The following is a 25,553-nucleotide window of genomic DNA, read 5'->3' as shown; positions in this document are numbered from 1 at the left end:
CGTCCCCCGTGGCTCGAGGTCAGAAGGCGTACGGGCCGAATCGGCCCCAGACCACCACTGCCGCGAGCACCAGGAAGAGCACGTTGATCGGCAGGGCCTGCTTCTCGTTGCGCCGGCCGTGCACCACCATTGCGCCGATCATGACCAGGACCAGGCCGAGCGCGGCCAGCGGCACGAAGACCGGGGCGATGTCGAGCAGGGCCGGCAGGATCAACCCGATCGCGGCCAGCAGTTCCAGCCCGCCGATGGTCTTGACCGCCGCCGGCGAGAAGTCCACCGCCCAGCCCATGCCCATGGTGGCCAGCTTGGCCGGGGTCTGGCTGACCTTCATCAGCCCGGAGCCGAGGAATGCCAGCGCGAGCAGGCCGGCGACGATCCAGAGCACGACGTTCATGGGGATCCGTTCGTTCGATGACTTGAACCTTCAAGCGAACCGTAGCCGCAGTTACTTGAAGCGTCAACCGTCGAAAATCGGGCCGCCGGGTACGATCGTGCCCATGGGGACCCCGGCCGAGGCTCGCTGGCTGAGCAGCGAGGAGACCTGCAGCTGGCTGGCGCTGAACGCGGTCATGATCAAACTCCCGTTCGCACTGGACGCCCAGCTGCAACGCGACGCCGGCCTCAACCACTTCGAGTACCAGGTGCTCGCGGGGCTCTCCCAAAGCCCCGGCCGCAGCATGCGTATGAGCGACCTGGCCGTGCTCGCCAACGGCTCGCTGTCGCGGCTGTCCCACGTCGTCGGGCGGCTGGAGAAGCGCGGCTGGGTCCGGCGCGAACCCGACCCGGACGACGGCCGCTTCACCCTCGCGCTGCTCACCGACCACGGCTGGGACAAGGTCGTGGCCACCGCCCCGGGCCACGTCGCGGCCGTCCGCAAGTACGTCTTCGACGCGCTCACCCCGGAACAGGCCCGCCAGCTCGCCGAGATCGGCGCCAAGGTGATCCAGGCGATCGACCCCAACGATCATTGCCTCGAATTCCACGGCCCCGCCGCCGATGACTGAGCCGCTCGTCCGCCGCATCCAGGTGTGCCTCAACGGCGGTCGCTCGGCCGCCGACCACCCGGCCGTCCCGATCACGCCCGCGCAGCTCGCGGTCTCTTCGCAGGATGCCGTCGCGGCCGGGGCGGACGCCATCCATTTGCATCCGCGCCGCGCCGACGGCCAGGAATCCCTCGCGTACGCGGACATCTCGGCAGCCGTGCACGCGGTTCGATCAGCCTGCCCGGGTACGCCGATCGGCGTCACGACGGGGCTCTGGATCACCGACGGAGACGCCGCAGCGCGTCTTCGCCTGATCCGGGGCTGGATCGACGCCGACCCGGACGGCCTGCCCGACTACGCCTCGGTGAACCTTTCGGAGCCCGGATTCGACGACCTCACCGACATCCTGCACAGCGCCGGAGTCGCCGTCGAGGCCGGCGTGTGGTCGCTCGCCGACGCCGACCGGCTCGGACGCTCGCGGCACGCGCAGGACGTGTTACGCATCCTCGTCGAGGTCATCGACTTCCCCGCCGACACGTGCGAGGCCGAGGCCGACGCGATCCTGGACCGGCTGCGGGCGTACGCGTTGCGCCCACCGGTGCTGCTGCACGGCGAGAACTCGTCGGCGTGGCCGTTGATCGGCCGAGCCGGGCGTCTCGGGCTCGCCACCCGCATCGGCCTCGAAGACGCGCTGGCCGGGCCGGACGGCGATCCCGTACGCGACAACGCCGACCTGGTCCGCGTCGCGCTCGCCCAACTCTCCCGCTGACGCTCCCTTTCGGCTGGATCAGGGTTCCAGGTCGAATCATGGGGCTTGAATCGACCTGGAACCCTGATCCGCTGCTCACCGGCGGCCGGCGACCGATCAGTCAGGCGGTGGCGGGTGGGGTGGCGGTGGGCTTGAGCTGGGCCCGGGCCTGGCGCAGGATCAGGCCCGCGAACACGCCGGTCAGCAGGCCGCCGATGCCGTGCAGGCCGAAGACGATCTCGGAGCCCGTGCCGCTGCCGCTGTCGTGCATGCCGATGGCGATCTTCGCGACCACGACCTGGAATGCTGTCAGCGCCGGGATCACCGCGGTCAGGCCGATGAGCCGGCCGGGCATCCGGCCGATCGCCGCGACGACGATCATCACGATCGGCCAGAGGAACAGCACGTAGCCGAGCATGTGGTGCCCCTTGTACGCCTCCTCGCCCGGCCGGGTGCTGAAGCCACCGCTCGCGGCGAAGAAGAATTGCGCCACGACGAGCAGCACGAGGAGTCCCGCGAGGGCGGCGAAGATTTTGCGCATCGGTTTGTCCTGTCCTTGGGGTGACTCACTTTCACTGAGTCCGACGACGCAGCGGCTGTGAATGTGAGGCAGGGAGGCCCAGGTCACATTCCGGCCGGCTATATCGTCGGAGCGGTATGAGCACTCCCGACATCAGCGCCATCACGGCCGAACGACGCCAGTTGATCAACCTGGCGTACCGGATGCTCGGCTCGCTGGCCGACGCCGAGGACGTCGTCCAGGACACCTATGCCCGCTGGTACGCCCTGACCCGCGAGCAGCAGGACGAGGTGGAGTCGCCGGGGGCCTGGCTGACCAAGGTCGCCAGCCGGATCTGTCTCGATCTGCTCGGCTCGGCCCGGGTGCGGCGTGAGCGCTACGTCGGCGAGTGGATTCCCGAGCCGATCCCCGATCAGGCTCCGGCCGACCCCGCCGATCGGGTCACCCTCGACGAGTCGGTCAGCATGGCGTTCCTGGTCGTCCTGGAGTCGATGACCCCGGCGGAACGGGTCGCCTTCATCCTCCACGACGTGTTCCGCTACCCGTTCGCCGAGGTCGCCGACATCGTCGGGCGTACGCCCGCGGCCTGCCGTCAACTCGCGACGGCGGCGCGACGGCGGCTGGACGCGGCGCAGCCGTCACCGGCTCCGGCGACGCATCTGGCCGCTGTCGTGCGGAACTTCAAGCTGGCCTGGGAGGCACAGGACATCCAGGCGCTGGTGGGTCTGCTGGACCCGGACGTGACCGTGGTCGCGGACGGCGGCGGGCTGGTCAGCACCGTGGTACGCCCGGTGGAGGGCGCCGAGCAGGTCGCTCAGTTCGCCCTCTACCTCGCCACCCACGCGCCCGGCATGGTGCTGCTGGAACGGACCGTCAACGGCCAGCCGGGCCTGGTCGGCCGGCGCGACGGCGTCACTGTGGCGGTGTTCGCGTTCGAGCTGGCCGGTGACCGGATCCGGCGCGTCTGGGCGGTACGCAATCCGGAGAAGCTGGGTCCGTGGACCGCCGAGGACTGACCGTCAGCCGAAGGTGAAGGCGTACGCCCCGGCACCGGCGTCGCCGAACGTGATGTCGAAGGTCCGGTCGGTGATCTCGCCGGGCTGCCGGATCAGCTGATACAGCCGTGGTTCGGCGAGTACGCCGTAGCCGTCGGCGTCCACGTCCAGCCCGTGCGCCGGACCGGGCGCGCCGCCGTCGAGGCGTACGCGGAACGGCACCGAACTGCCGGGCATGGCCGGGGCCAGGACGAGGTGCAGATCGCGGGCGTGGAACCGGTACGCGATCCGGCCGCCGGGCGCGTCCGACATGACAGCCTGCGGTTGGGCGGTCCAGTCGCCGGCCAGCGCCCACGCGTCGACGGCCAGCCGCGCGGGTTCGGCGTACGCGTGCCGCCGGTTCGGCACGAGGCCGCCGGGAGACGCGAAGTACGCCGTCCGCTGGTATCCGGTGTAGGTCTCGGCGGTGCGCAGCGTCGTCCAGTCGGCCGGTGCCTCGATGCCCTCGGCGGCGACCGTGACCGGGGCCGGGTCGAATCCGGTCGAGCCGCGTTCGGTCAGCAGCGCCTGGATCGCCGCCTCGGTCTGCTGGTATTCGCCCTCGCCGAGGTGGTGACGCCGGATGCGGCCCTCGGTGTCGGCCAGATAGAGCGCGGGCCAGGCGGAGTTGCCGAACGCCCGCCAGATCGCGTAGTCGTCGTCGGCGACGACCGGGTAGTCCACGCCCAGCGCGGCGACGGCCCGGCTGACGTTGTCCGGTTCGGCTTCGAAGCCGAACTCCGGGGTGTGCACGCCGAGGACGACCAGCCCGTGATCGGCGTACTTGTGCGCCCAGGCGCGCAGGTAGGGCAGTTGCCGCAGCCAGTTGACGCAGGTGTAGGTCCAGAAGCTGACCAGGGCGACGTTCCCGCGCAGATCGGCGGGCGCACCGGCGAACGACGGCACCACGCCCTCGACCGGCAACCTCGGCGGGGTGGTACGCAGCCCGTCCGGAACGGTCCACTGTGCTGCCATGACGGTTACCTCCGTACGACGTGATCTCCTATCGCCATCGTCGTCCGGAACGCCCCTCGCCGACCCCCGGGAAAATCCCTGGTCGAGCCCTGATGATCTCCCCTGGGCCCGGATCAGGCGGCCCGCGTCAGCTCCATGACCCAGTTCGTACGCCAGGTGACTCCGCCGTCGACGGAGAATGCCTGCTCCCACCGCGCCTGGTCTGGCTGATCGTGCGTCCACGTGAACCGCACGCGCGTCGGCATCCCGCCCAGCACGTCGTCGCACTCGAACACGCCCTGCCCGCCCGACCAGGCCCCCTCGACCGGCGGGTCGAGATGGCCGGGCTGCCGGGTGGACGCCCACCAGATCCGCCAGGTCCTCGCCGCGGGGTCGAATTGACGCAGGGTGTATCCCTCGAACGCGGTCCCTCCCGGCGGCGCCTCGGCCCAGATCCGGTCGACGTGGCTGAGACCGCCAAGGATCGGCTCGGCGACCGCGCGCGCTCCGAATTCCACCCATTCATCGCAGTCGGCGTCGAGCGGATCCCGCAGCTTGCGATTCAGCACGTGCCACTGGCCGAAAATGAAATCGAAGTCGTGCCGTCCGTCGTTCGTGATCTCCATGATCCGATGATGTCACGGGCGTAGGACAGATCGATGGCGACGCGTCTTCTCGGCGTTTCCGCAGGTGGCCATGTCACACCAGCGGCGTCGGCCGGCCTTGGACGTGTCCAGGAACAGCCAGCCGCAGTGCCTACCGCCGCACACTCGCAGGCGGACGGAAGGCAGGGTCTCCAGCAGGCGGACGGCCCTTAGGGCGACGAAGTGCTCCGGATAGGCCAGCCCGGAGTTCTCGACCCTGGCGGTCGGTTCCAGCCGACCGGCTGAGCCGGTCAGGACGGCTGCGGTCGTTGCCGACCGCCACGACTCGGTCAGCCGGGCGACGGCGTCCTCGGCCTGGTCGTGTCTCAACAGTTCCCACAGTGCCTCGCGGAGCACCTTCGCCCCCGCCAACGCGTGGGCGGCTCGGCGCGGGTGCGCGACCGCCTCGGAGGCGAGCCGGGCCACCGCGTCCGGCGGCAGGTCCGCCAGCACGGACCAGGAGAGCAACGCGGCGTAGTCGTCGAGCCAGTCGATCGGCTCGGTGTCCCGCGCCGTGACCGTGTTGACGAAGTCGAGCACGACGTCGCCGGCGACCAGGTCCCGGGGCTGGAAGTCGTGCGCTCGTACCTGCATGTCTCCACGATACGCGATCATGCAACCGGTAAACAGCGTTTCACTGGTAGACTGCCGGCATGATCGAGCTCATCACCACACCGTCCAGCCTCGGCCTGCGGCCACTCACACCCGGCCACGAACCCGGCGCCTGGCGCGCCCCGCAGGCCCTCCTGGACGCCGGGCTCGCCGACCGCCTCGGCGCCCGCCACGTCACCACGCTCGACCATCCCGACTATGACTTCGAGGCCCAGCCCCTCACGCGGCTACGCAACGGGCACGGTCTGCGGGCGTACTCGATGATCATCGCGGAGGTCGTGGGCACGGCCCTGGCGGCCGGCCGATTTCCGCTGGTGGTCGGGGGTGATTGCGCGAATCTGCTGGGGTGCCTCGCGGGCGCGCGCCGCGACGGGCGGTGCGGGCTGGTGCACCTCGACGGCCACAACGACTTCTTCCACCCGAACAACTACGACACCGCGGCGCGGCTCGGCTCCGCCGCGGGCATGGACCTCGCGCTGGCGACCGGTCGCGGCGAGCCGTTGCTGACCCACTGGCCCATCATCGGTACGCCGCTGGTGGCGGACGCCGACGTCGTCCAGCTCGGCGACCGCGAGACCGACGTGCCGGCCGAGCAGGACCACTGGGCGATGGTCGAGGATTCCGCGATCGTCTGCTTCACCACGCAGCAGATCCTGCGCCACGGCATCGAGACGACGAGCGCCCGGACGCTCGACCGGCTCAGCGAGCGCGGCCTGGACCGTGTGTGGCTGCACTTGGACGTCGACATCCTTGACGAGGCCGTGATGCCGGCCGTGGACTCCCCCGGCGCGCCGGGCCTCGACTTCGCGCAGCTCACCGAGCTGCTCGGGCGGCTGGCGGCGGACGAGCGGGTCATCGGCGCGGACGTCGGCATCTACGACCCGGAGCTGGACCCCGATCGTCTCTACAGTGGACCGATCGCGGACGCGCTCGGCGAGGGCTTCGCAGCCCGGCGGTGACGGACCTCGTCACTGCCAGGCTGAAGTCATTGCCGGGCTGAAGTCACTGCCGGGCTGAACGGGGGCTTCTCACCAGTTTCCCGACGCCGGGTACTTCTGCTGCCAGGCCTGGCCCTGGCTCGGCACGAAACTGACCCGGACCTTGTACGGCTTCTTGGCGTGCCGGGTCCACAGGCGGCGCAGGTTCTCCTCGGCCGACCGCGCATCCTGCTCGGTGACCCGCCCGCGGTAGACGATCTCGAGCCGGGAGAACCCGTCGCCGACCTTCGTCCGCTCCCCGGCCTGATAGCCGTGCTGAAGCGTCCAGACCAGGAAGTCGCTCATCATGGCGCCCTCGCCGACGATCGCCACTGCCACGTCCAGGTCGAGGCCCAGGTCGAGGTCGTCGTTCATCGGCTGCTCCCGTCCGCCATCTGATGCGTATCGCCCAGGAAATTAGCACCGACGGCGCGGATCGCGTGGCCCGCTTCGCATCCCGGTCACGGGCGGGCGAACTGGACGCGGCGGAACGCCTCGACGAAACCGGCCCGCTCGTAGATCCGGACGGCTCCGGTCGGGTTCGCGCCGTCGACGTTCAACGCCAACTCCGGTACGCCCGCCGCCCGCGCGGCGTCGATCACCGCGGCGAGCAGAGCGCCGGCCGCCCCGCGACCTCGCCACCGCGTCCGCGTGGCGACCTGCTCGATGACGACCGTCCTCGGCTTCTCGTCGGCCAGTGACAGCTGGTAGCACAACGCGAAGGCGACCAACTCGTCGCCGTCCCAGGCGGCGAATGACAGGTCGGGGCGGAACCGCTTGTCCCGGGGGAACCGGTCGGCCCACTCCTCGAACGGCGTCGGATGAAAGCCGTAGTGATCGGCGAACCCCTCCTGGTGAGCCACCCACAGGGCGTGTTCGTCGCCGGGCCGGTAGGCGGCGACTGTCAGCCCCGTCGTGGCGGTGAGCGTCGGCAGTGCCACGTCGCGGGTCATCCAGAGGAAGCTGCGCTGGGGGCGCAGCCCGAATCGGCGAAGCAGAGCCTCGGTTGCCAGGTCGGTGCTCCGGCAGCCGATGATCGGCTGACCCGCCGGGCCGAACCGGTCGAGCTGCCAACTCAGCAGGCGCCGGCCGATGCCCCGGCCTCGGTGTGCCGGCAGTACTCCGCCCGGCAGGAAGCGCCGCCCCGGGTCACCGGCGGTCTCCGCGTACGCCCAGCCGACGAGGTCTCCGCCCGCCTCGGCGAGCAGGACCGAGTCGGGCGTCGCGTACTCCGTGAACTCGCGGACCACGTCGACCTCGGCGGCGGGCCGGCCGTGGCCGGACTCCTCGTGGACGGCGGTCCGCAGCCGGGCCAGCGCGGCCGCGTCCGCCATCGTCGCCGGGCGGTAGGTCACCTGGATCATGCAGACAACGTAACGCCATTCCTGGGTGCGTCCCACGCGGCCACCACGAGCGTCTGCCCGTACACCATGAGGAACACCGTGACGTGCACCACCGGCGACGTCACGAACTCGAAGAGATAGATCAGAAGTAGGTGACCGCCGAAGATGTCCTCATCCGCGAGGGGCAGGAACAGCGCGGCGTGCGTCGTGAACAAGGCGATGGCACCCGGTACGCCGAGCGCGGTGAACGTCCACGACAGCACCCGTCGCCCGCGGACGGCGAGGGCCGCGCTGATCCCGAGGAAGCACGTTCCACCGAGGGCCCACAGCAACAGGTCGACCAATTCTGTTTCCCGGACACCATCGATCGCGGCGATCACACCCAGCAAGCCGAGGAAGGCGAGCCCAAAGGTCCACGGAATCGTCCCCCACGGCCCGATCACCCGGGCGACCGATCGGCTGAGTCGGGCGCACAGCCGTCCCGCCAGGACCGCACCCACCAAGCTGCCCGCGGCCGCCCACCACTGCCAACCGACGGTGTCGTCAGCGATGCGGTGGGCCCAGAGGCCAGCGAGAAAAAGGTACAGAATCGGCGTTACGAGCAGGACGATCAGCGAACCGAGGATGCCGCCGATCGCCCGTCCCAAACCGATCGCGGGCCGATCGGGTGCGGGCGACGTCGCGAGGCTGGCCGCGTAGCGGAGCCGGGCCCAGCGACCCGGCGCGGCCTGCAGTTCGGCCCGCCACTCGGCGAGCATCTCGGCCCGGCGGTCGGCTGGCCATTTGGCGGCCGCGCCGTCGAGCAGACCTTCACACAACCAATGGATCATGCCGTCGCCGCCTTCGTCCGATGCACGCCCGTGCTCCGGGTCTGCTCGTGCAGTGCGGCCAGGTCCTGACGGGCCGCGGCCAGACCGTCCCGGGTGAGCCGGTAATACGCCCGCGCGGGGCGACCCGCCGCGACCGGATCGACGTCCTCCCACCGCTTCTCCAGCCAGCCGGCCTCGGTCAGCCGGGTCAGGATCGGGTAGAGCGTGCCGCTGGGCAGACCCGCTTCCCGCATGAGTTCCAGTCCATAGTGGTCACCCTCGGGATCGGCGATCAGCGCCGCCAGCACCCGCGCGACCGGGACGGTCAATCGCACCTCGCGTACCATGCTCGGAACTCTACATAGGGTCGAAGCCTTTCGTCAACGTCTATCCGTGTGACACCATGGAGCCTTCGCGAAATCGATTTCCCAATTCACTGACGCATCTGGGGAGGACTCATGCGACCAACGGTTTCGCGGCGCGGCCTGCTGGCCGGCGCCGCCGCCACCACCGCTGCCGTGGCGACCGCCGGGCTGTTCGGCTCGCCCGCGCGCGCCGCCGGCCTGCCGGTCGGCAACGGCTTCGGCCTGACCGTGCTGGAGAACCAACGCTGGGACGCACGGCTCGCGTACGTGCGATTCCGCAGCACCGAGCTGACCCGGGACCCGGGCGTGAACATCCTGCTGCCCGACGGCTACGACGCCCACCCGACGCGCCGCTATCCGGTGCTCTACCTCCTGCACGGCGGCAACACCGACTTCCGGCAGTGGCACCTGGAACTCGGCGCGGTCGAGTCCACCGCCGGCCTGGAGGTCATCGTGGTCATGCCCGACTGCTACAAGATCGGCTGGTACGCGAACCACCTGCGCCCGCTGTTCGGCCCGCTGAACTGGAAGAACTTCCACATCCACCAGTTGATCCCGTGGATCGACGCCAACCTGCGGACCACCGGCGCAGCCGCTGGCCGGGCGGTCGCCGGGCTGTCGATGGGCGGCTACGGCGCGCAGAAGTACACCGCCGAATTCCCGGACCGGTTCGCCGCCGTCTCGTCGTACTCGGGCCCGTCGAACAATCTCGCCGCCGACATCGAGAGCTGGATCTTCGTGACCCCGGCCGCCGACGGGCAGCTCCCCGGCGCGGTCTACGGCGTCGTCGGCGAACGCCACGACCTCATGACGCCGGAGAATCCGTGGGACCGGGTGGAGAGCTTCCGCGGCAAGCGGATCGCGTTGTACGCCGGGCTGACCGACGTGACGCCGGGCGCCTGGATGAGCGACGTGCAGGAGCGGGTGGTGCACTACCAGAACGCCGCGTTCCATCAGCGGCTGCTGGACGCCGGCATCGCCAACGACTTCCACGACTACCCCGGTACGCATTCCGGCGAGCACTGGACGCGTAACTTCCGCGAGGACGTCCCGGGCATCGTGGCGGCGCTGACGCCGGCCCGTTGACACCGGGCGACCCTTTCTTTAGCGTTGGCGGGAAATCGAATTCTCGGTCGGCGGACTGGCGTTCCCGACGGACGGACCAGGAGGAAGCATGCGGCACGACGGCCTGTGGCACCCACGCCTGCTGGAGATCCTCACGAGCGCGGGGCACACCGATCTGATCGTCGTGTGCGACGCCGGACTGCCCGCCCCGCCCGGGGTCGAGGTCGTCCACCTCGCGTGGCGGTCCGGCGAACCCGCTTTCCTGCCCGTCCTGCGGCAGGTGCTCGGCGAGTTCGTGGTGGAGCACGCGACCGTGGCCGAGGAGCTGTCCGACGCCACGATCGCCGACGGCATCGCCGGCCTGATTCCCGCGTCGCGGATCGGCCGGGTCGGGCACGAGGAGTTCAAGCGGATCACGCGGTCCGCGCGGGCGATCGTGCGGACCGGCGAGGTGACCCCGTACGCCAACATCATCCTGCAGGCCGGCGTCCCCTATGGACCGGCCGCGCCGGAGCCGTTCGGGGCATAGTCCCGCTGCCGCGGCGCCGCCGTCTCACCGCCACTTGTCGCGCCGCCACCCGGAAGATCGTCGGCTGCCGCCATTCTTGGCGCTCTGCGCTCCATGATCGGCGGCGGCCGACGATCACCGCGGTCAGGACCGTCAAGATCGGCGGCTACCGACGATCAGCACGCGTAGAGCTCCATGATCGGCGGCGGCCGACGATCACCGCGGTCAGGACCGTCAAGATCGGCGGCTACCGACGATCAGTACGCGTAGAGCTCCATGATCGGCGGCGGCCGACGATCACCAAAGCGAGCGGGCGTAGGGGACTACGAAGCAGGAAGATCGTGGCGGCCGCCGGCCGGAACGTCCACCCCGCCGACCGTGATCACGCCGTACTCACACGAGACCGAGACGCCGTCGGGGCCGCGGGTGACGGTGCCCCATCCGCTCGGCGTGAGCAACGGCCACGTCCCCGGTCGCGTGGACAGCGCGTCGACGACCGACCAGCCCGCCATCGCGCGTACGTAGTGGTCGCCGCACTCGATCTCGTTGTACGGGTTGCGCCGCCGCCCGTCGTACCGCGCCCAGATCCCGCGCAGGATGGCGTACGCCTCGTCGTCGAGTCCCTCCCGGAGACAGTGCGCCGCCACCTGGTACTCGCTGCCGGTCCACACCTCGTCGCAGTAGCGGGTCGGCACGGACGGCCGTCCGCCGTCGGGCCAGGTGCACATGAGCAGCCCGGTGTCGTCGCGGTCGGCGAACACCCGGTAGATGTGATCGAACCCGTCGAACCCCGTACGCAGGTTGTGCCGGACGATCGAGCGCAGCGCGGTGACCACGTGTTCCCGCGGCAGCAGGTAGCCGAGGTCGAGCTGGTGCGCCCACCACTGACCGATGAGCTGGTCGGCCAGGCAGCCGTGCAGCCACTGGTAGTCGGTGGACTCCCCCTCGTCGAGGACCTGGACGTAGTACGAGCCGTTGAACAGCAATTCGTCATAGGCCGACGAGCCCCGCTCGAACAGGTCCGCGACGACCGCGCCGTAGGCGGGATCGTCCACCAGTCGGGCCATCTCCTCCGCGGCCCGCAACGCGGCCAGCCACAGGGTGCCCATGAAACTGTTGACCCCGCACAGATCGATGTCGTGCGTGGACGGCTGTACGCCGCGCAGCACCCCGGACGCCGTCGGATCCCAGCGATCGCGCACGTAGTCCAGCAACCGTTGCACCGAGGGCCAGTACCGTCGGAGCCAGTCGAGGCCGGCGCCGTTGCGTACCTCCCGGTAGGTCTTCAGGACGCTGCCGAGCATCCCGTCGAGGGCCGGCTCGACCGGGCCGCCGATGGGTTTGTCCCACAGCTGCGGCAGGTAGGGAGGCGAGATCACGCGATGCGGCAGGTAACCCGCCGGCGCCTGCATGACGTCGTACTCGGTCTGCCGCATGCTGCGTTCGAGCTGCGGGAACAGCTTCGCAACGGCCTGGGCGTAGTTCCAGACGTGGGTGCAGTTGAGCGGGCATGAGCCGCCGACGTCGCCGGTCCACATCACGGTCGACGCCCCGAGCACGCCTTCGAAACCGAAGAACGCGCCGTCGGCGGTGACGAAACAGGACGGGCTGCGCAGGATCGCGGCTTGGGCGGCCAGGTGCTCCACCGCGTCGCCGTCGAGGCTGCTCTCGGTGAGCACCGACGTCCACGCCCGGGTGTCGGCCAGCAGCGAATCCCACTGCGACACCACCTCGGCGGCGACCGCCTGGGCGTCGGCGTACCGCTGCGCATAGGCGTTGCCGAGCCAGAACCGGGTCGGCCCCCACTGAGGATTCGGCGGGCCGAACTGCACGAAATTCGCGTACCGGTTGGGAAAATGCCAGGCCAGCAGGACGCGGATCGTGCCGGTCTCCCCGGGCTTGAGGTCGAGCACCGCCGCGACCCCGCCGTTCCACGTGCGGCCGGGGCCGCTCGGCCCCCAGGTCGGCGCGGGACCGCTGGGCTGGTACTCGGCGGTGTGTGGGGCGAGCACCGAGGAGTCGACGTAGAACGCGCGGGCGTCGAGGAAGCCGAGGAACTCGGCGGGATGCTGCCACTGCGGCAGCGTCGCGGCAGACGGCGAGTCGATCGCCAGGACGGCCTGGCCCGCGCCCGGCGCGAGCGGGTCGATCGCATGGTTCTCCAGGACCAGGGAGGTCCAGCCGTTCTCCCGCCGTACGCGATTGGTGTTGCCGCCGTACCCACGCCCGGTCACGCCGTCGATCGGAGTGGTCCCGTCGTGCCCGACCGGATTCTGCATCGCCGCACCCAGCCAGACATGAGCATCCACATCAGACGGATTCGTGACGGTGAAGGTGAACATCGCCACGGGCAGCGACGACCGTTCGACGTCGAGCGGAATCAGCGGGTTGACCGCCGTCAGCCGGACGTCCACCGGCAACCCGTGATAATCGATCTCGGCGACCGGATACAGCCCGCGGAACGTCGTCGACGTCACACCTGGGTACGCCCCGAGCAGATCCCGCTGCCAGCCCGGCACGAGATCGTCGTTGACGAGCGGGGTCCGGGCGGCGTCCGCCGGGCCGGGCGGCGCTTGCAGCACGTAGGTCCGGTCGAGCGGCGGCTCGATCTGGCTGACCCGCAACGCGAAGAACGTCCCCGGCAGCTCGCCACGATGGTTGCCGACGTTCTGCAGCTGCCATTGCCGCAGCCCGCCGTCGGCGCCGATCGCGAAGCCGCCGGTGCCGATGCCACCCAGCGGCATCGCGACGAAGCGCCCCTCCTCGTGAGGGATCGGACGGGCCCTCACTTCATCCCCGAGATCCGGATGCCGCCGATGATCTGCTTCTGGAAGGCCAGGAAGAGCAGGATCACGGGCAACGCCGCCAGCGTCGACCCGGCCATGAGCAGGCCGAGCTCGGACGACCGGTCGGACCGGAAGGTCGCCAGGTACTGCTGGATCTGGAACAGGTTCGGGTCGGTGATGGTGAGCACCGGCCAGATGTACGCGTTCCAGAACGCCAGGAACGAGGTGACCCCGACGACGACCAGCGCGCCCTTCGAGATCGGCGTGAAGATGTGCAGGAAGATCCGCCACCGCCCGGCGCCGTCGATCAGCGCGGCCTCCTCCAGCGCGACCGGCACACCCAGGTAGTACTGGCGCAGGAAGAACACCTGGAGCCCGGACGCCGCGCCCGGAATGACCAGGACCGCCATCGTGTCGAGCATCCCGAGCTGGGTCACCACGATGAACGAGGTCAGCATGATGGCGATGCCCGGGATGAACATCGTCGTGATGACCACGACCCACAGGGTGCGCTTGAACGCGAAGTCCAGCCGGGCGAAGGCGTACGCCCCGAGGGAGTTGACCACCAGGCTCAGCGCGGCGAACAGCAGCGCGCCGACGAAGGTCACGCCGATCGAGCGCAGGAACGCGGGGTCCCCGAGGATCTGGGTGTAGTTCTCCCAGCGCCAGACCTCGGGGAAGAACTGGAACGGGGTCTGCACGACCTCGGTCTTGCTCTTGAATCCCGCGATCAGCATCCAGGCCAGCGGGAACAGGGCGCTGAGCAGGAACAGCCCGGCCAGCCCGAGTTTGCCCGCCATCACGAGGAACCGCATCAGCCGTCCACCGCCTTCTCGGATCGCACCAGCCGGAAGATGATCGCCGACACCGAGCCCAGGACGAGGAACAGCAGCAGGGCGGCCGCGATCGGATAGCCGGAGTAGAGGTCGTTGGTGAAGTGCCGGAAGATGAACAGGTTCGGCAGCGTGGTCGACTCCAGCGGGCCGCCGTTGGTCATCACGAGCGGCACGACGAGGAACTGCAGCGAGCCGGCGAACCCGGTGACCAGCAGATACAGGAAGATGTTCTTCATCAGCGGCAGCGTGATGTGGACCATCTTGGACCACCAGCCCGCGCCGTCCAGCGAGGCCACCTCGTAGTAAGCCTCCGGGATGTCCAGCAGGCCGGCCAGCATGATCAGCGAGGCGATGCCCATCCCGATCCAGATCGCCGGCACCGCGATCGCGGGCAGCGCGGTCCCGGTCTCCCCCAGCCACGCGGTGTCGTCGCGCCCCACCAGGCCCAGGGCCCAGTTCAGGATGCCCCCACGGTACGCGTAGATGATCGTGAAGATGATGGACGCGATGACCTCGGAGATCACGGCCGGGACATAGATCGTGACCTTGAGTACGCCGGCCATGCGCCCGCTGAACGACTTCACGAGGTTGGCGAACGCGAACGCGATCAGCAGCTGCGCCGGGACCACCATCGCGGCGAACCCGAGTCCGCGCAGCACCGAGGACAGGAACGCCTGGTCCGTCAGCACGTTCACGTAGTTGTCGAGCCCCACGAACTCCGATGGCGCGTAGAAGCTCCAGGTGAAGAAGCTGATGTAGACGGCGTGCAGCAACGGCCAGATGACGAAGATCGCCAGCAGGACGACCAGCGGCGTGAGCATGAGGTACGCGACCTTGGTGTCGCCGTGCCGCCGTCGCCGCGCCGTCGACCCCGACGCGCCGCGGGTGCCCGGTGCTGCGACCGCGGTCGCAGCACCGGCCGCGCTCGTCATGACGTGGTGCCCTGTCCGGCCAGGTTGTTCTTCGCGATGATGTCCTTGATCTCGGCGTCGGCCTCCTTCAGGGCCGTGTCGATGTCCTTGCCCTGGAGGGCCTTCTCGATCGCCTTGCCGAACGCCAGGCTGATCGACCAGTCGTAGGTCGGCTCCGGCTTGGCGTACTTGACCACCTTGTCCTGAATCGTCTGCGCCCACGGGTTCTCCTTCGCGGCCGGGTCGCTGCTGATCGTGTCGGCGACCGCGGTTCGGGGAGAGTACTTCGAGAACTTGGTCGTCTTGAAGTAGTCGACCAGGAGGGCGGGGTCGCCGGCGAGCACGTACGCGATGAACTCGGCCGCCGCCTGGGCCTTGGTCGACTTGCCGTCGATCACCCAGGTCCAGCCGCCGAGGGTGGCGGTCGGCTTGGTGACGTCGCCGTCGAACGAGGGCATCGGCGCGGCGGCCACGTTCCCGACGACCTTCGGGAAGTCCGACAGCAGCACGCTGGCCGCCCAGGAACCGCAGGCCATCATGGCGGCCTTGCCCTGGCCGAACGGGGTGGCGTCGGCGTACGGCGCGAGCGGCTGCTTCGGCATGATGCCCTGCTTGTAGAGATCCTGGTAGGCCTGCAGGAGCGGCTTGTACGCCGGGTCGTTGGCCCGCGGCTGCGACCAGTCGTCGCTGATCGGCAGGTGCCCGGCGGCGTTCCACTGCAGGCCCCACGTCGACCAGCCCATGTCGATCTGGTTGCCGGCGGTGGAGAAGCCGGAGACGTCCTTGGTCGTCAGCTTCTTGCCGAAGTCGACCAGCTCGGCCCAGCTCGTCGGCGGCTTCTCGGGGTCGAGGCCGGCCTTGGCGAACAGGTCCTTGCGGTAGTAGAGGACGGCCGACGGCTCGACGAGCATCGGGTAGCCGTACTTCTTGCCCTTGTAGGTGATCGACCCGACGACCGACTCCTGCAGGCCCGACCACTTGTCGGCGGCGATGACCCCGTCGAGGGCCTGGATCTGGCTGGTCCGGGCGAATCCCTGCACCTTGTTGTAGTTCAGGGTGAACACGTCGGGCGCCTTGCCCGCCGCCTGCGCGGCCTTCATCTTCTGGTCCCAGGCGTCGGCCGGCACGATCTGGTGCACGACCTTGACCTTGTTCTGCGAGGCGTTGTACGCGGCGACCGCCTTCTTGTACCAGGCGTCCTCCTGGTCGGTGAACTTCTGCTGCCAGATGGTCACCTCGGCCTTGTCACCGGAACCGCTGTCCTTACTGCCGCACCCGGCGGCCGCGAGCGCGGCCGCGCCGGCCAGCCCGCTGAGCAGAGCTCTGCGCTTCATCGCAACTCCTAGGATTTCTCAAGATCAATTGAGTAGAGGAACACGTTGTACGGTCCCCAGAGGGAGAGGTTGAAGTAGATCCGGCGGCCACCGTCATCGGTCGCTTCGCTGGTCACCGGGTATTGGAAGGGTGCGTAGAGGCCCGGGTGACCGGCCGCGTCCACAACGGTGCGCGGCTCGCTCCAGGGGCCCCAGGGGGTGACGCCCTCCCGCAGGACGACGCCGTCGCCCTCGCGGAGGTACATCATGATCCACCGGTCGAGATACGAGTTGTACGCCACCGACAGCTCGCCGACGGTGTCGTCGACGACGAGGACCGCCTGGTCCCGGTCGGCGGCCCAGATCGGGCCGGTGGAGCCGGCGCCGGCGTAGTACCGGTACGCCGACAGTTGCTCGACCTGCGCGGCGGGTACGCGCATGAGGCGTACGCCGCCGAATCGGCCGGCCGGGATGGCCCAGAAGTAGAGCTGGTCCACCCCGTCCTCGAGCGCATGGGTGACGCTGACCTGGATGAATCCGGAGTCACCTGGCCAGGTCACCGCGTCCAGCCGGGTCCAGTTCTGCCCGCCGTCGGTGGAGCGGGCCAGCCCGGCGTGGTTGGCGTCCCAGCGGCCGGGGTCGCCCCAGTGCCGCACCGACATGTAATAGAGGTAGAAGGTCTTCCCGACGGCAAACCCATACGTCGGGATGACGGTCATCTCGTCCCCGTCGACCTTCTTGCTGCCCAGCAGTTCCTTGGCGAGCCCGATCTCGTCGGTGACCATGCCGGTGAGGCGTACGCCGTCGGACGGGTCGCGATCCGTGGTGTAGCCGAGGACGTTCGATCGCCAGAAGCTGCCGCCCGCCCCGGTCTGCCCGTCCGTCCGCTCGCCGAAGGTGTCGCCGAAGACGAAGTACGTGGTGCCGCCGGCGCTGAACATCGAGCCCAGGTCGGTGCCGTGCACGGCGTACTTGTCGGTGCCGCCCGGCACGCCGGTGACCTGGCCGATCTCGGTCAGGCCGCCGACGCCCGTCAGCACGAAGGGCTTGTCGGTGCGCGGGTCCAGCACGGTCACGGTCTCTCCTGACGGGCTCGTGCATCCGGCGGCGAGCAGCACCACCGCGACGAGAGCGGGCAGACGGGGTCGGTGATTCACAGCCGGGGCAGTCGCTGGGCGACGGGCGGCAGAGTGAACGGCTTGTGGGGCAGCTCCTGATACCAGTACGCGACCGAGGACAGGTCGTCGTTGCGCCGGTTGGCGTGACCGTGCTCGATGGTCACCCGGATGGAGCTGCGGAACGGCACCGGATCCTCGATGTGGAACCGGTAGAGCGAGATCTGCCCGCTCCAGTTCTCGCCGCCGGGCAGGGTGATCCCGTGGTACGGCGCGTGGTAGGACTCGCTCGGGCACCAGGCGGTGTTGAAGTAGTCCTCGGTCCCGGTGCCGTGCAGGCTCGGCGGGAACGCCTCGCCGTCGATGAAGATCATGTCGTCGCCTTCGCCGTACCAGTTCCAGTCGGCGGTCTGGCGCAGGTTCGTCACGTTGAGCACGCAGCCCACGTAGTGGCCGCGGCCCTCGGCGTCGAGGATCGTGTAGTTGCCCGCCCCGTCGAGGTTGCTGCCGGAGAACAGCCAGTCGGAGTTCGACAGGTCGCCCTGCTCGATCCCGTCGGTGGGGCACTCGCGCCGCCACTGGGCGTGGAACCGGCCGAGGTCCGCGCCCAGCTCATCGAATTGGTCGTAGTCGATGTAGTAGTAGAACCACAGGACTTCCGACTCGCACTCGCTGGTCAGCTCGAACCGGGCGCGGGTGGCGAACGGCATGTGGAAGAAGCAGTTGAAGGCCTTGCCGTCCTGCGGGCTCATCTGGAGCGGCGCGGAGACGAAGTTCGCGGTGCGGCCGTGGCCGACCCCGAAGAAGTCGCCGAGCGGCACGAGCACGCTCGGGTGCTCGGCGTCGTCCCAGTAGACCCGCAGGACCAGTTTGCGCAGGAAATCACGGTCGGCGGTGGCGGGCGTGGCCGCGTCGCGCGGGGCGACGGTCATCCAGATGTGGTTGATCGAACCCGCGCCCTGGATGTCGGCGAGTGTCACGGTCTCGCCGGGGTGGACGGTGACCCGGTCGTCGTTGCCGCCGCTCCGGTCCCAGCTCGACTCCCGCCGGCGGCGATGCGGTCGCAACCGGGGCAGGTCCCGAAGGCTGCTGCCGTATGAACCGTAGTTCACGCTGTCCCCTCTCTCGCGGTCACAGCGGCCACGCTGCCGCCGAACCGATCCGATGATGTCTCAGGCGTTGATCTCCTGGCTGGGCGTGTCAGGCTTTGACCACCGCGAAGTCGTCATGCTGCAACCACATGTCCCCGTTGTCCGTCCAAATCCCGGCGAACACCTCGGCCTGCGTACGCCCGCCGCTGCGGCGCGGTGCGTCCGGGTCTTCATCGAGCACCACCTCCAACGGGGTTACAGTGCGTGCTCTCCGACGGGCGCGCCGGAGACTGTCGTACGGGTGAGCAGCGCGCCGATCTCGTCGGCGCGGGGCATGGCCGGTGCGGTTCCCCGTCGGGTGGTCGCCAGCGCGCCGGCCGCGTTGGCGTACTCGGCCGCGCTCAGCAGACCGTCCCCGGCTGCGATGCGAGCGGCGAGCGCGCCGCAGAAGGCGTCGCCGGCCCCGACGGTGTCGATCGTGTCGACCGCCAACGGGTTCAGGACGCTGGTCCGCCAGCCCGCGTACGCGTCGACGGCTTCGGGCGGCACCTCGTCGTCGCCGGGCCGGTCGACCACCACGACACCGCGTCCGCCGAGGGTGATGATCGCGCCCCGGCGGGCCAGCCGCCGCCGCAGCGTCGGCGCGGTGCCGAGGACGGCGTCGCCGTGACAGGGCAGGCCGGTGAGGCTTTCGGCCTCGACCTCGTTCGGGACCACCACGTCGACCAGCGCGCTGATGTCCTCCGGCAGCGGCGCCGACGGCGCCGGGTTGAGCACGGTCAGCACGTTCGCCGACCGGGCGAGGTGCAACGCGGTCAGCACGGCGGGCAGCGGCACCTCCAACTGCACCAGCAGTACGCGGCTGCGCTGGATGACCGGGGCCGCGGCCAGGACGTCGTCGGCGGTGACTGCGTCGTTCGCGCGGGGCACGATGATGATGGAGTTGCTGCCGTCCGGCTCCACGACGGGCAGACCGACCCCGGTCCCCCAGCCCGAGTCGCGCCGCACGTACGCCGCGTCGACGCCCTCCTCGGCCAGCATCGCGAGGAATTCCGCGCCGTGCCGGTCGTCGCCGACGCGCCCGATCATCGCCGTACGCGCTCCGGCTCTGCGCGCCGCGATCGCCTGGTTGAAGCCCTTGCCGCCGAGGTACTCGTCGAAGGCGCGGCCCCGGATCGTCTCGCCCGGCCGCGGCCGCCGCGGCGCCTGCGTGACCAGGTCCTTCATGAAGCTGCCCAGGACGCACACGTCGAAGCCGTCGTCGCCGCCGGTCTGCTGCGGGATCATCGGGCACCCCCGGTCAGCCGCCGGCCCAGCGAGCCGCCGGGGTGGAACCCGGCGAAGTCCTGCGAGGTGAACCCCCGGCGGACCATCAGCGCCGAGGCGAGCGCGTCGCCCATCGCGAGGGTCGCCGTCGTGGAGGCGGTCGGCGCGACGTTCAACGGATCGGCCTCTCGTTCGACCGCCACGTCCAGCACGTGCTGGGACAGCGTGGCGAGGGTGGAGTCGGGTCGGCCGGTCAGCGCGACCACCGGGATGCCCCGCGCGGTCACCATCTCGGCGAAGTCGCAGACCTCGGCGGTCTCACCGGACGCCGACAGGGCGATCACCAGGTCGCCAGGCGCCACCATGCCGGAGTCGCCGTGCAGCGCCTCCGCCGCGTGGACGAACGCCGTCGGGGTTCCGGTGCTGGCCAGCGTCGCCGCGATCTTCCGGCCGATGATGCCGGACTTGCCCAGACCGGAGACCACCACACGGCCGCGGCATTCGAGGATCGCGTCGACGACCGCGGTGAACTGCGGCCCCAGCCGGCCGATGAGCGCGGCGACGGCGTCGGCCTCGTGCCGCAGCGCCTGGCGGGCCGCAGTGATGCCGGGGTCGCCGATGCCAGGATCGAGGCGAGCCGGCCCGTCCGCCGATTGCGTCGTCACGGTGCTCCTAACGAAGTGCTGAGGGTCCCGATCGAGCAGGTTCGGGAAATCGATTTCCAGAGAGTAGGCTCGGCAACGAGGGTTGTCAACAGTTCGTTTCCAGCCTGCTAGCACCAGATGTCAGAGCCGTATTACCTGGTCAGCGACGGCGAGATCGATTTCCGGAAACAGCCTCGCCAGGCTGGGAAATCTCCGTGACCGCCCCGACCACATCGGGGGCCGCTTAGGGCGAGCCGCCAGGTGTGCGGTCCGAGGGATCGATTTCTCCTGCTAGGCTCAACGCGCTTCTGGAAGGCGGGGATTCATGGCCACGATCTACGACGTCGCCCGGCACGCCGGCGTCTCCGCCGCGACCGTCTCGCGCGTCGTCAACGGGCGCACGACGGTGGACGCCGCGCTCGCCGCCCGGGTCCATCAGGCCATGCGCGACCTCGACTACCGCCCCAACGCGGTCGCCCGCAACCTGCGCCGCCAGCAGACCAGCATCTGGGCGGTGATCATCTCCGACATCGGGAACCCGTTCTTCACCTCGCTGGTCCGCGGCGTCGAGGACGTCGCGCAGGCCGCCGGGTACTCCGTGGTGCTGTGCAACAGCGACGAGGACCCCGGCAAGGAGGACCGCTACGTCAGCGCCGCGCTCGCCGAGCAGATGGCGGGCGTGATCATCTCCTCGACCGGCAAGCTCGCCACCATCACGCGGCTCGTCGAGTCCGGGACCCCGGTGGTGGCGATCGACCGGCAGATCCGGGGAGCCACAGTGGACACCGTGCTGGCCGACAACGAGCACGGCGCGGACGTCGCGACGTCGCACCTGGTCGCCGCCGGGTACCAGCGGATCGCCTGCATCACCGGGCCGCGCAAACTGCCGACCGCCCAGCAGCGGCTCCGCGGATACACCAACGCCGTCAGGCGCCACAAGCGCCCGGCCGACGACCAGCTCATCCGCCACGCGGACTACCGCGAGGAGGGCGGCTACGCCGCGATGGCGTCGCTGCTGGACTCCGGTGCCGAGCCCGACGCCGTCTTCGCCGCCAACAACCTGATGACCGTCGGCGCGATGGAATGCCTGGTCGATCGCGGGATCTCGGTCCCGGGCCGGTTCGGCGTGGTCGGCTTCGACGACATCCCGTGGGCCCATCTCGTACGCCCGTCGCTGACCACGGTCGTGCAGCCCACGTACGAACTCGGCCGCACCGCGGCCCTGCTGTTGGCCGAGCGGATCGCCGAGCCCGGCCGCCCGGCGTCGACGGTCACCCTGCAGACCGAACTCAAGATCCGGGAAAGCTCGGTCCGGCCTGCGTGAACCTCGACGGCTGAAATTTCGTCACTTGACGCCGCTTCGCAGCGGTTGCTAATTTCGCCCGCAACAATTCGATCCCCATCCATCCCGCGTAAGGCCTGACGCAGCGCGCCCATTTCTCCGGCGCGCCGAACTTCCAGCTCATCGCGCTCGCCTTGGACGAGTGCGCCCTTCTTACATCCAGGAGCTTCGATGCGACGTCTCCTCGCGATACTGTGCGCCCTCAGCACGGCCGGCGGTCTCGCCGTCCTCGACCCAGGCCGGGCCGCGGCGGCCTGCCCCGCCATCCCGTCCACCGCGGACCTCTCCGTGCTCGTCGTCGTGCACCGGGTCGCCCGGCACCTGAACGTCTCCGAGAAAGTGCTGCTCGCCGGGTTCGAGGCGGGCTGGGTCGAGTCCCACATGAACAACCTGCCCTGCGGGGACAAGACCTCGCTCGGCGTGTTCCAGCAGCGCTACGACTACGGGTGGGGCACGCCGGAACAGATCATGGACCCGGTCTACGCCTCGACCCAGTTCTTCACCCGCGCCATCGGCTGCGACCAGAACCATCCGGCGTACTCGGCGGGGCAGGTCGCCCAATGTGTGCAGGGGTCGGGCTTTCCTGACCGCTACGACCAGGCGGCGGGCACGGCGGGACAGCTCCTGGCGACCGCCCGCCGGACGGTCGAGATGACCGCCGGCACGCCGACCGACTTCGACGGCGACGGCAAGGACGACATCGTCACGTTCACGCAGGGCTCGCTGGCCGACGCGTACGTGGCGACGTCGACCGGCAGCTCGTTCGCCGGCACCTCGGTCAAGTGGAACGACTACTTCTCGCTCGGCGGGGAGACGGCGCTGACCGGCGACTTCAACGGCGACGGCAAGGACGACGCGGTCACCTTCACGCACGGCTCGGACGCCGACGTGTGGGTGGCGTTGTCCACCGGCACGTCCTTCGCGGGCGCCACGAAATGGCATGACTTCTTCGCCCCGCGCGGCGAATTGGTGGCGACCGGCGACGTGAACGGCGACGGCAAGGACGACATCGTGTCCTTCACCCACGACGGGCTTGGCGACGTCTATGTCGCCCTGTCCACCGGAGCCGCGTTCGCCGCGAGCGCCAAATGGCACGACTGGTTCGCCCCGACCGGGGAATACCCCGCGGTCGCGGATGTCAATGGCGACGGCAAAGCGGACGTCATCACCTTCACCCAGGGACCGGGTGATACCGCCGCCGACGTCTATGTGGCCCTGTCGACCGGCTCGTCGTTCGCCGCGTCGGCCACCTGGCACGACCTGTTCGCCGTCGGTGGCGAGCTGCCCAGAGTCGGCGACGTCAACGGCGACGGCAAGGCCGACATCGTGAGCTTCACCTGTGACTCGAATGCGGACGCGTACGTGGCGCTGTCGAACGGCACGTCGTTCGTCGGCACCGGTCTCAAGTGGAGCGACTACTTCTGCCTCGGCGGCGAGTTCCCCTATCTCGCCGACGTGAACGGCGACGGCAAGGCCGACGCGCTCACCTTCACCAAAGGCTCCACGAATGACGTCTGGGTCGGCCTTTCCACCGGCACCGGATTCCTCGGTGGAGTGAAGTGGCACGACTTCTTCGGCCTGCCCGGCGAAACCACTCTCTAGCCCCAAGGAGAAATCGTGAGACCGCTGTCTGTCCTAGCGGGAGCACTGCTGCTCCTCGCACCGGCCACCCCGGCCGCCGCCGCACCGGCGACGCCGGAACTGGCCATCAACTTCGCCCGCGCCGCGGCGGCGTACGACGTGCCCCGGGATCTGCTCGCCGCGATAGGCTTCAGCGAGACCCGGCTGCTCGATCACGACGGAAAACCCAGCCAGGACAACGGGTACGGCGTCATGCACCTCGCCGACAATCCGGCGAACCATTCGCTGACCGAGGCCGCCGCGCTCACCGGCGTCGGCGTACCGCGGCTGAAATCCGACCCGGCCGCCAACGTGCGCGGGGCGGCCGCCGTGCTCGACGCGTACGCGATGAAAAACGGAATGAGCCGCGCTGACCGGCACCGGATCGCGGCCTGGTATCCGGCGGTGGCCGCCTTCGCCGGGGCGAGCAGCGACGCCACCGCGCGGGTGGCCGCCGACCAGGTCTACAGCCTGCTCAACCAAGGCATCGACGGCCCGGTACGCGTAGCGCCCCGAACCGTACGACCGGAGCTGGGCCGGTACGCGGACGTCACCCCGGCGGGACAGCTGAGCACCGGAAAGCCGCAGCAGGCGACGGCGCTGGCCGCCGCAGCGGTGCCGCAGTATCCGCCGGCGCACTGGGTGGCCGCGAACGGCAGCAACTACTCGCCCGGCCGGTCGTCGGCGATCAGCACGATCGTCATCCACGTGACCCAAGGCTCCTACGCCGGCACGATCAGCTGGTTCCAGAACCCGTCGGCGCAGGTCAGCGCACACTATGTGGTGCGGTCGAGCGACGGTGACATCACCCAGATGGTGCGGGAGGAGGACACCGCCTACCACGTACGCGACGCCAACTCCTACGCGATCGGCATCGAGCACGAGGGCTACGTCGACGATCCGGGCTGGTTCACCGACTCGATGTACCGCTCGTCGGCCGCGCTGACCCGCTACCTGGCCGACAAGTGGGGCCTGCCGAAGAACCGGACCGCGATCAAGGGCCACAACGAGATGCCGGGCAACGACCACACCGACCCGGGCGGCTACTGGAACTGGGACTACTACATGTCCCTGGTCAACTCCGGCGGGCAGCCGGTGGCCGGGGCGTCGACCGACTTCAGCGGCGACGGCAAGGACGACATCGTCACCTTCACCCTGGGTACGCTCAACGACGCGTACGTGGCCACGTCGACCGGCACCTCGTTCGCGGGGACCTCGGTGAAGTGGAACGACTACTTCGGGCTGACCGGGGAGACGCTGCTGTCCGGTGACTTCAACGGCGACGGCAAGGACGACGCGATCACCTTCACCGGCGGCTCACTGGGTGACGTCTACGTCGGGCTGTCCACCGGCTCCGCGTTCGCCGGCGGGGTGAAGTGGGACGACTGGTTCGCGCCGGGTGTCGAGGTGCCGGCGGTCGGCGATGTGAACGGCGACGGCAAGGACGACGTCATCTCGTTCACCCACAACGCCGAGGGCGACGTGTGGGTGGCGCTGTCGACCGGCACGTCGTTCACCGCGTCGACCAAATGGCACGACTTCTTCGCCCTGACCGGCGAGATCCCGGCCGCCGCTGACGTGAACGGCGACGGCAAGGACGACATCATCACCTTCACCCGGGGACCGGGCGCCACCCTCGCCGACGTCTACGTCGCCCTGTCGACCGGCACCTCGTTCGGCGCGTCGGCCAAGTGGCACGACCTGTTCGCGGTCGGCAGCGAACAGCCCCGGGTCGGTGACGTCAACGGCGACGGCAAGGCCGACATCGTCAGCTTCACCTGCGACTCGAACGCCGACGCGTACGTGGCGCTGTCGAACGGCACGTCGTTCGTCGGCACCGGTCTCAAGTGGAGCGACTACTTCTGCCTCGGCGGCGAGTTCCCGTTCCTGGGCGACTACAACGGCGATGGCAAGGCTGACGCCATCACCTTCACCAAGGGGTCGACGAACGACGTCTGGGTGGGGCTGTCCACGGGCACGTCGTTCAACGGCGGGGTGAAGTGGCACGACTTCTTCGGCCTGCCCGGCGAGGCGACTCTCTGAGCTGGCGCGGGGGGCCGGGGCCGA

27 protein-coding genes are annotated in these 25,553 nt (G+C 69.6%); 9 read left to right on the top strand and 18 right to left on the bottom strand.

Annotation, left to right across the window (positions count from 1 at the left end):
• Positions 1-19: 19 nt before the first annotated feature.
• Positions 20-394 carry a DoxX family protein gene (locus tag HDA40_RS38265; protein WP_253762930.1) on the bottom strand — a complete coding sequence of 125 codons (375 nt, stop codon included), beginning with the start codon at positions 392-394 and terminating at the stop codon, positions 20-22.
• 103 nt (positions 395-497) lie between these two features.
• Between HDA40_RS38265 and HDA40_RS38260 the strand changes: the two genes are divergently transcribed.
• Complete coding sequence (locus HDA40_RS38260) at positions 498-1,004, top strand: MarR family winged helix-turn-helix transcriptional regulator (RefSeq protein WP_253762928.1); 507 nt, start codon at positions 498-500, stop codon at positions 1,002-1,004.
• The gene (locus tag HDA40_RS38255; RefSeq protein ID WP_253762926.1) at positions 997-1,752 is read left to right on the top strand and encodes a 3-keto-5-aminohexanoate cleavage protein; all 756 of its coding nucleotides are present in this window, start codon (positions 997-999) and stop codon (positions 1,750-1,752) included. Before HDA40_RS38260 ends, HDA40_RS38255 begins: the two co-directional genes overlap by 8 nt.
• A 100-nt stretch (positions 1,753-1,852) precedes the next feature.
• Here the strand turns inward: HDA40_RS38255 and HDA40_RS38250 are convergent, their stop codons facing one another.
• Positions 1,853-2,272 (bottom strand): DUF6220 domain-containing protein, encoded by a 420-nt coding sequence (locus HDA40_RS38250; RefSeq protein ID WP_253762924.1) that lies wholly within the window; start codon positions 2,270-2,272, stop codon positions 1,853-1,855.
• Positions 2,273-2,388: 116 nt separating this feature from the next.
• Here HDA40_RS38250 and sigJ point away from each other — a divergent pair, with 116 nt between their 5' ends.
• Positions 2,389-3,267, top strand: coding sequence for an RNA polymerase sigma factor SigJ (gene sigJ / locus HDA40_RS38245; RefSeq protein WP_253762922.1), 879 nt, complete (start codon positions 2,389-2,391; stop codon positions 3,265-3,267).
• A gap of 3 nt (positions 3,268-3,270) precedes the next feature.
• Here sigJ and HDA40_RS38240 read toward each other — a convergent pair whose 3' ends face one another.
• The 3 genes from HDA40_RS38240 to HDA40_RS38230 all read right to left on the bottom strand — a co-directional run bounded on the left by HDA40_RS38240 (position 3,271) and on the right by HDA40_RS38230 (position 5,477).
• Complete coding sequence (locus HDA40_RS38240; protein WP_253762920.1) at positions 3,271-4,260, bottom strand: redoxin family protein; 990 nt, start codon at positions 4,258-4,260, stop codon at positions 3,271-3,273.
• A 113-nt stretch (positions 4,261-4,373) separates the two neighbouring features.
• Positions 4,374-4,865, bottom strand: a complete 492-nt coding sequence (locus HDA40_RS38235) for a hypothetical protein (protein ID WP_253762918.1) — start codon at positions 4,863-4,865, stop codon at positions 4,374-4,376.
• Positions 4,866-4,877: 12 nt separating this feature from the next.
• Positions 4,878-5,477: a CGNR zinc finger domain-containing protein gene (locus HDA40_RS38230; RefSeq protein WP_253762916.1), complete on the bottom strand. Its 600-nt coding sequence runs from the start codon at positions 5,475-5,477 to the stop codon at positions 4,878-4,880.
• A gap of 59 nt (positions 5,478-5,536) precedes the next feature.
• Between HDA40_RS38230 and HDA40_RS38225 the strand changes: the two genes are divergently transcribed.
• Entirely contained in the window at positions 5,537-6,454 is a 918-nt protein-coding gene (locus HDA40_RS38225) for an arginase family protein (protein WP_253762914.1), read from the top strand.
• A 69-nt stretch (positions 6,455-6,523) separates the two neighbouring features.
• Here HDA40_RS38225 and HDA40_RS38220 read toward each other — a convergent pair whose 3' ends face one another.
• From HDA40_RS38220 to HDA40_RS38205, 4 genes are all read right to left on the bottom strand, one after another.
• Positions 6,524-6,847, bottom strand: coding sequence for a hypothetical protein (locus HDA40_RS38220; protein WP_253762912.1), 324 nt, complete (start codon positions 6,845-6,847; stop codon positions 6,524-6,526).
• Positions 6,848-6,933: 86 nt separating this feature from the next.
• Positions 6,934-7,836, bottom strand: a complete 903-nt coding sequence (locus HDA40_RS38215) for a GNAT family N-acetyltransferase (RefSeq protein WP_253762911.1) — start codon at positions 7,834-7,836, stop codon at positions 6,934-6,936.
• On the bottom strand, positions 7,833-8,645 hold the full coding sequence (locus HDA40_RS38210; protein WP_253762910.1) for a hypothetical protein: 813 nt from the start codon (positions 8,643-8,645) through the stop codon (positions 7,833-7,835). The genes HDA40_RS38215 and HDA40_RS38210 overlap by 4 nt, the downstream gene beginning before the upstream one ends.
• A complete protein-coding gene (locus HDA40_RS38205) occupies positions 8,642-8,971 on the bottom strand; it encodes a PadR family transcriptional regulator (RefSeq protein WP_253762908.1) in 330 nt (109 codons plus the stop codon). Before HDA40_RS38205 ends, HDA40_RS38210 begins: the two co-directional genes overlap by 4 nt.
• 111 nt (positions 8,972-9,082) lie before the next feature.
• Between HDA40_RS38205 and HDA40_RS38200 the strand changes: the two genes are divergently transcribed.
• Positions 9,083-10,075, top strand: a complete 993-nt coding sequence (locus HDA40_RS38200; RefSeq protein ID WP_253762906.1) for an alpha/beta hydrolase — start codon at positions 9,083-9,085, stop codon at positions 10,073-10,075.
• An 88-nt stretch (positions 10,076-10,163) separates the two neighbouring features.
• Positions 10,164-10,583 (top strand): D-ribose pyranase, encoded by a 420-nt coding sequence (rbsD, locus tag HDA40_RS38195; protein ID WP_253762904.1) that lies wholly within the window; start codon positions 10,164-10,166, stop codon positions 10,581-10,583.
• Between the two features lie 302 nt (positions 10,584-10,885).
• Here the strand turns inward: rbsD and HDA40_RS38190 are convergent, their stop codons facing one another.
• The 9 genes from HDA40_RS38190 to HDA40_RS38150 form a co-directional block, all read right to left on the bottom strand.
• Complete coding sequence (locus HDA40_RS38190; RefSeq protein WP_253762902.1) at positions 10,886-13,351, bottom strand: GH116 family glycosyl-hydrolase; 2,466 nt, start codon at positions 13,349-13,351, stop codon at positions 10,886-10,888.
• Positions 13,348-14,163, bottom strand: coding sequence for a carbohydrate ABC transporter permease (locus HDA40_RS38185; RefSeq protein WP_253762901.1), 816 nt, complete (start codon positions 14,161-14,163; stop codon positions 13,348-13,350). The genes HDA40_RS38190 and HDA40_RS38185 overlap by 4 nt, the downstream gene beginning before the upstream one ends.
• Positions 14,163-15,116: a carbohydrate ABC transporter permease gene (locus HDA40_RS38180; RefSeq protein ID WP_253762900.1), complete on the bottom strand. Its 954-nt coding sequence runs from the start codon at positions 15,114-15,116 to the stop codon at positions 14,163-14,165. Before HDA40_RS38180 ends, HDA40_RS38185 begins: the two co-directional genes overlap by 1 nt.
• Positions 15,113-16,429 carry an ABC transporter substrate-binding protein gene (locus HDA40_RS38175; protein WP_253762898.1) on the bottom strand — a complete coding sequence of 439 codons (1,317 nt, stop codon included), beginning with the start codon at positions 16,427-16,429 and terminating at the stop codon, positions 15,113-15,115. Before HDA40_RS38175 ends, HDA40_RS38180 begins: the two co-directional genes overlap by 4 nt.
• A gap of 8 nt (positions 16,430-16,437) precedes the next feature.
• The gene (locus tag HDA40_RS38170; protein WP_253762896.1) at positions 16,438-17,565 is read right to left on the bottom strand and encodes a glycoside hydrolase family 183 protein; all 1,128 of its coding nucleotides are present in this window, start codon (positions 17,563-17,565) and stop codon (positions 16,438-16,440) included.
• Positions 17,562-18,635, bottom strand: a complete 1,074-nt coding sequence (locus HDA40_RS38165) for a glycoside hydrolase family 172 protein (RefSeq protein ID WP_253762895.1) — start codon at positions 18,633-18,635, stop codon at positions 17,562-17,564. The genes HDA40_RS38170 and HDA40_RS38165 overlap by 4 nt, the downstream gene beginning before the upstream one ends.
• Before the next feature lie 88 nt (positions 18,636-18,723).
• Entirely contained in the window at positions 18,724-18,864 is a 141-nt protein-coding gene (locus tag HDA40_RS38160; protein WP_253762893.1) for a hypothetical protein, read from the bottom strand.
• A gap of 5 nt (positions 18,865-18,869) precedes the next feature.
• Positions 18,870-19,901, bottom strand: a complete 1,032-nt coding sequence (locus tag HDA40_RS38155; protein ID WP_253762892.1) for a ribokinase — start codon at positions 19,899-19,901, stop codon at positions 18,870-18,872.
• Entirely contained in the window at positions 19,898-20,545 is a 648-nt protein-coding gene (locus tag HDA40_RS38150) for a KpsF/GutQ family sugar-phosphate isomerase (protein WP_253762891.1), read from the bottom strand. Before HDA40_RS38150 ends, HDA40_RS38155 begins: the two co-directional genes overlap by 4 nt.
• Before the next feature lie 304 nt (positions 20,546-20,849).
• Here HDA40_RS38150 and HDA40_RS38145 point away from each other — a divergent pair, with 304 nt between their 5' ends.
• The 3 genes from HDA40_RS38145 to HDA40_RS38135 all read left to right on the top strand — a co-directional run bounded on the left by HDA40_RS38145 (position 20,850) and on the right by HDA40_RS38135 (position 25,529).
• Positions 20,850-21,848 carry a LacI family DNA-binding transcriptional regulator gene (locus HDA40_RS38145; protein WP_253762889.1) on the top strand — a complete coding sequence of 333 codons (999 nt, stop codon included), beginning with the start codon at positions 20,850-20,852 and terminating at the stop codon, positions 21,846-21,848.
• A 189-nt stretch (positions 21,849-22,037) separates the two neighbouring features.
• Complete coding sequence (locus tag HDA40_RS38140) at positions 22,038-23,468, top strand: FG-GAP repeat domain-containing protein (protein WP_253762887.1); 1,431 nt, start codon at positions 22,038-22,040, stop codon at positions 23,466-23,468.
• Between the two features lie 15 nt (positions 23,469-23,483).
• On the top strand, positions 23,484-25,529 hold the full coding sequence (locus tag HDA40_RS38135; RefSeq protein WP_253762885.1) for an N-acetylmuramoyl-L-alanine amidase: 2,046 nt from the start codon (positions 23,484-23,486) through the stop codon (positions 25,527-25,529).
• The last annotated feature ends 24 nt before the right edge of the window (positions 25,530-25,553 follow it).

This window comes from Hamadaea flava, assembly GCF_024172085.1.
In the GTDB taxonomy this organism is placed as follows: domain Bacteria; phylum Actinomycetota; class Actinomycetes; order Mycobacteriales; family Micromonosporaceae; genus Hamadaea; species Hamadaea flava.
Note: the sequence above shows the minus strand (reverse complement) of the source record. Positions and strands in the feature narration are given on the sequence as shown.

Coding starts and splice junctions, on each gene's coding strand:
- HDA40_RS38265 (WP_253762930.1), bottom strand. CDS start 394: ATGAACGTCGTGCTCTGGATCGTCGCCGGCCTGCTCGCGCTGGCATTC.
- HDA40_RS38260 (WP_253762928.1), top strand. CDS start 498: ATGGGGACCCCGGCCGAGGCTCGCTGGCTGAGCAGCGAGGAGACCTGC.
- HDA40_RS38255 (WP_253762926.1), top strand. CDS start 997: ATGACTGAGCCGCTCGTCCGCCGCATCCAGGTGTGCCTCAACGGCGGT.
- HDA40_RS38250 (WP_253762924.1), bottom strand. CDS start 2,272: ATGCGCAAAATCTTCGCCGCCCTCGCGGGACTCCTCGTGCTGCTCGTC.
- sigJ (WP_253762922.1), top strand. CDS start 2,389: ATGAGCACTCCCGACATCAGCGCCATCACGGCCGAACGACGCCAGTTG.
- HDA40_RS38240 (WP_253762920.1), bottom strand. CDS start 4,260: ATGGCAGCACAGTGGACCGTTCCGGACGGGCTGCGTACCACCCCGCCG.
- HDA40_RS38235 (WP_253762918.1), bottom strand. CDS start 4,865: ATGGAGATCACGAACGACGGACGGCACGACTTCGATTTCATTTTCGGC.
- HDA40_RS38230 (WP_253762916.1), bottom strand. CDS start 5,477: ATGCAGGTACGAGCGCACGACTTCCAGCCCCGGGACCTGGTCGCCGGC.
- HDA40_RS38225 (WP_253762914.1), top strand. CDS start 5,537: ATGATCGAGCTCATCACCACACCGTCCAGCCTCGGCCTGCGGCCACTC.
- HDA40_RS38220 (WP_253762912.1), bottom strand. CDS start 6,847: ATGAACGACGACCTCGACCTGGGCCTCGACCTGGACGTGGCAGTGGCG.
- HDA40_RS38215 (WP_253762911.1), bottom strand. CDS start 7,836: ATGATCCAGGTGACCTACCGCCCGGCGACGATGGCGGACGCGGCCGCG.
- HDA40_RS38210 (WP_253762910.1), bottom strand. CDS start 8,645: ATGATCCATTGGTTGTGTGAAGGTCTGCTCGACGGCGCGGCCGCCAAA.
- HDA40_RS38205 (WP_253762908.1), bottom strand. CDS start 8,971: ATGGTACGCGAGGTGCGATTGACCGTCCCGGTCGCGCGGGTGCTGGCG.
- HDA40_RS38200 (WP_253762906.1), top strand. CDS start 9,083: ATGCGACCAACGGTTTCGCGGCGCGGCCTGCTGGCCGGCGCCGCCGCC.
- rbsD (WP_253762904.1), top strand. CDS start 10,164: ATGCGGCACGACGGCCTGTGGCACCCACGCCTGCTGGAGATCCTCACG.
- HDA40_RS38185 (WP_253762901.1), bottom strand. CDS start 14,163: ATGCGGTTCCTCGTGATGGCGGGCAAACTCGGGCTGGCCGGGCTGTTC.
- HDA40_RS38180 (WP_253762900.1), bottom strand. CDS start 15,116: ATGACGAGCGCGGCCGGTGCTGCGACCGCGGTCGCAGCACCGGGCACC.
- HDA40_RS38175 (WP_253762898.1), bottom strand. CDS start 16,429: ATGAAGCGCAGAGCTCTGCTCAGCGGGCTGGCCGGCGCGGCCGCGCTC.
- HDA40_RS38155 (WP_253762892.1), bottom strand. CDS start 19,901: ATGATCCCGCAGCAGACCGGCGGCGACGACGGCTTCGACGTGTGCGTC.
- HDA40_RS38145 (WP_253762889.1), top strand. CDS start 20,850: ATGGCCACGATCTACGACGTCGCCCGGCACGCCGGCGTCTCCGCCGCG.
- HDA40_RS38140 (WP_253762887.1), top strand. CDS start 22,038: ATGCGACGTCTCCTCGCGATACTGTGCGCCCTCAGCACGGCCGGCGGT.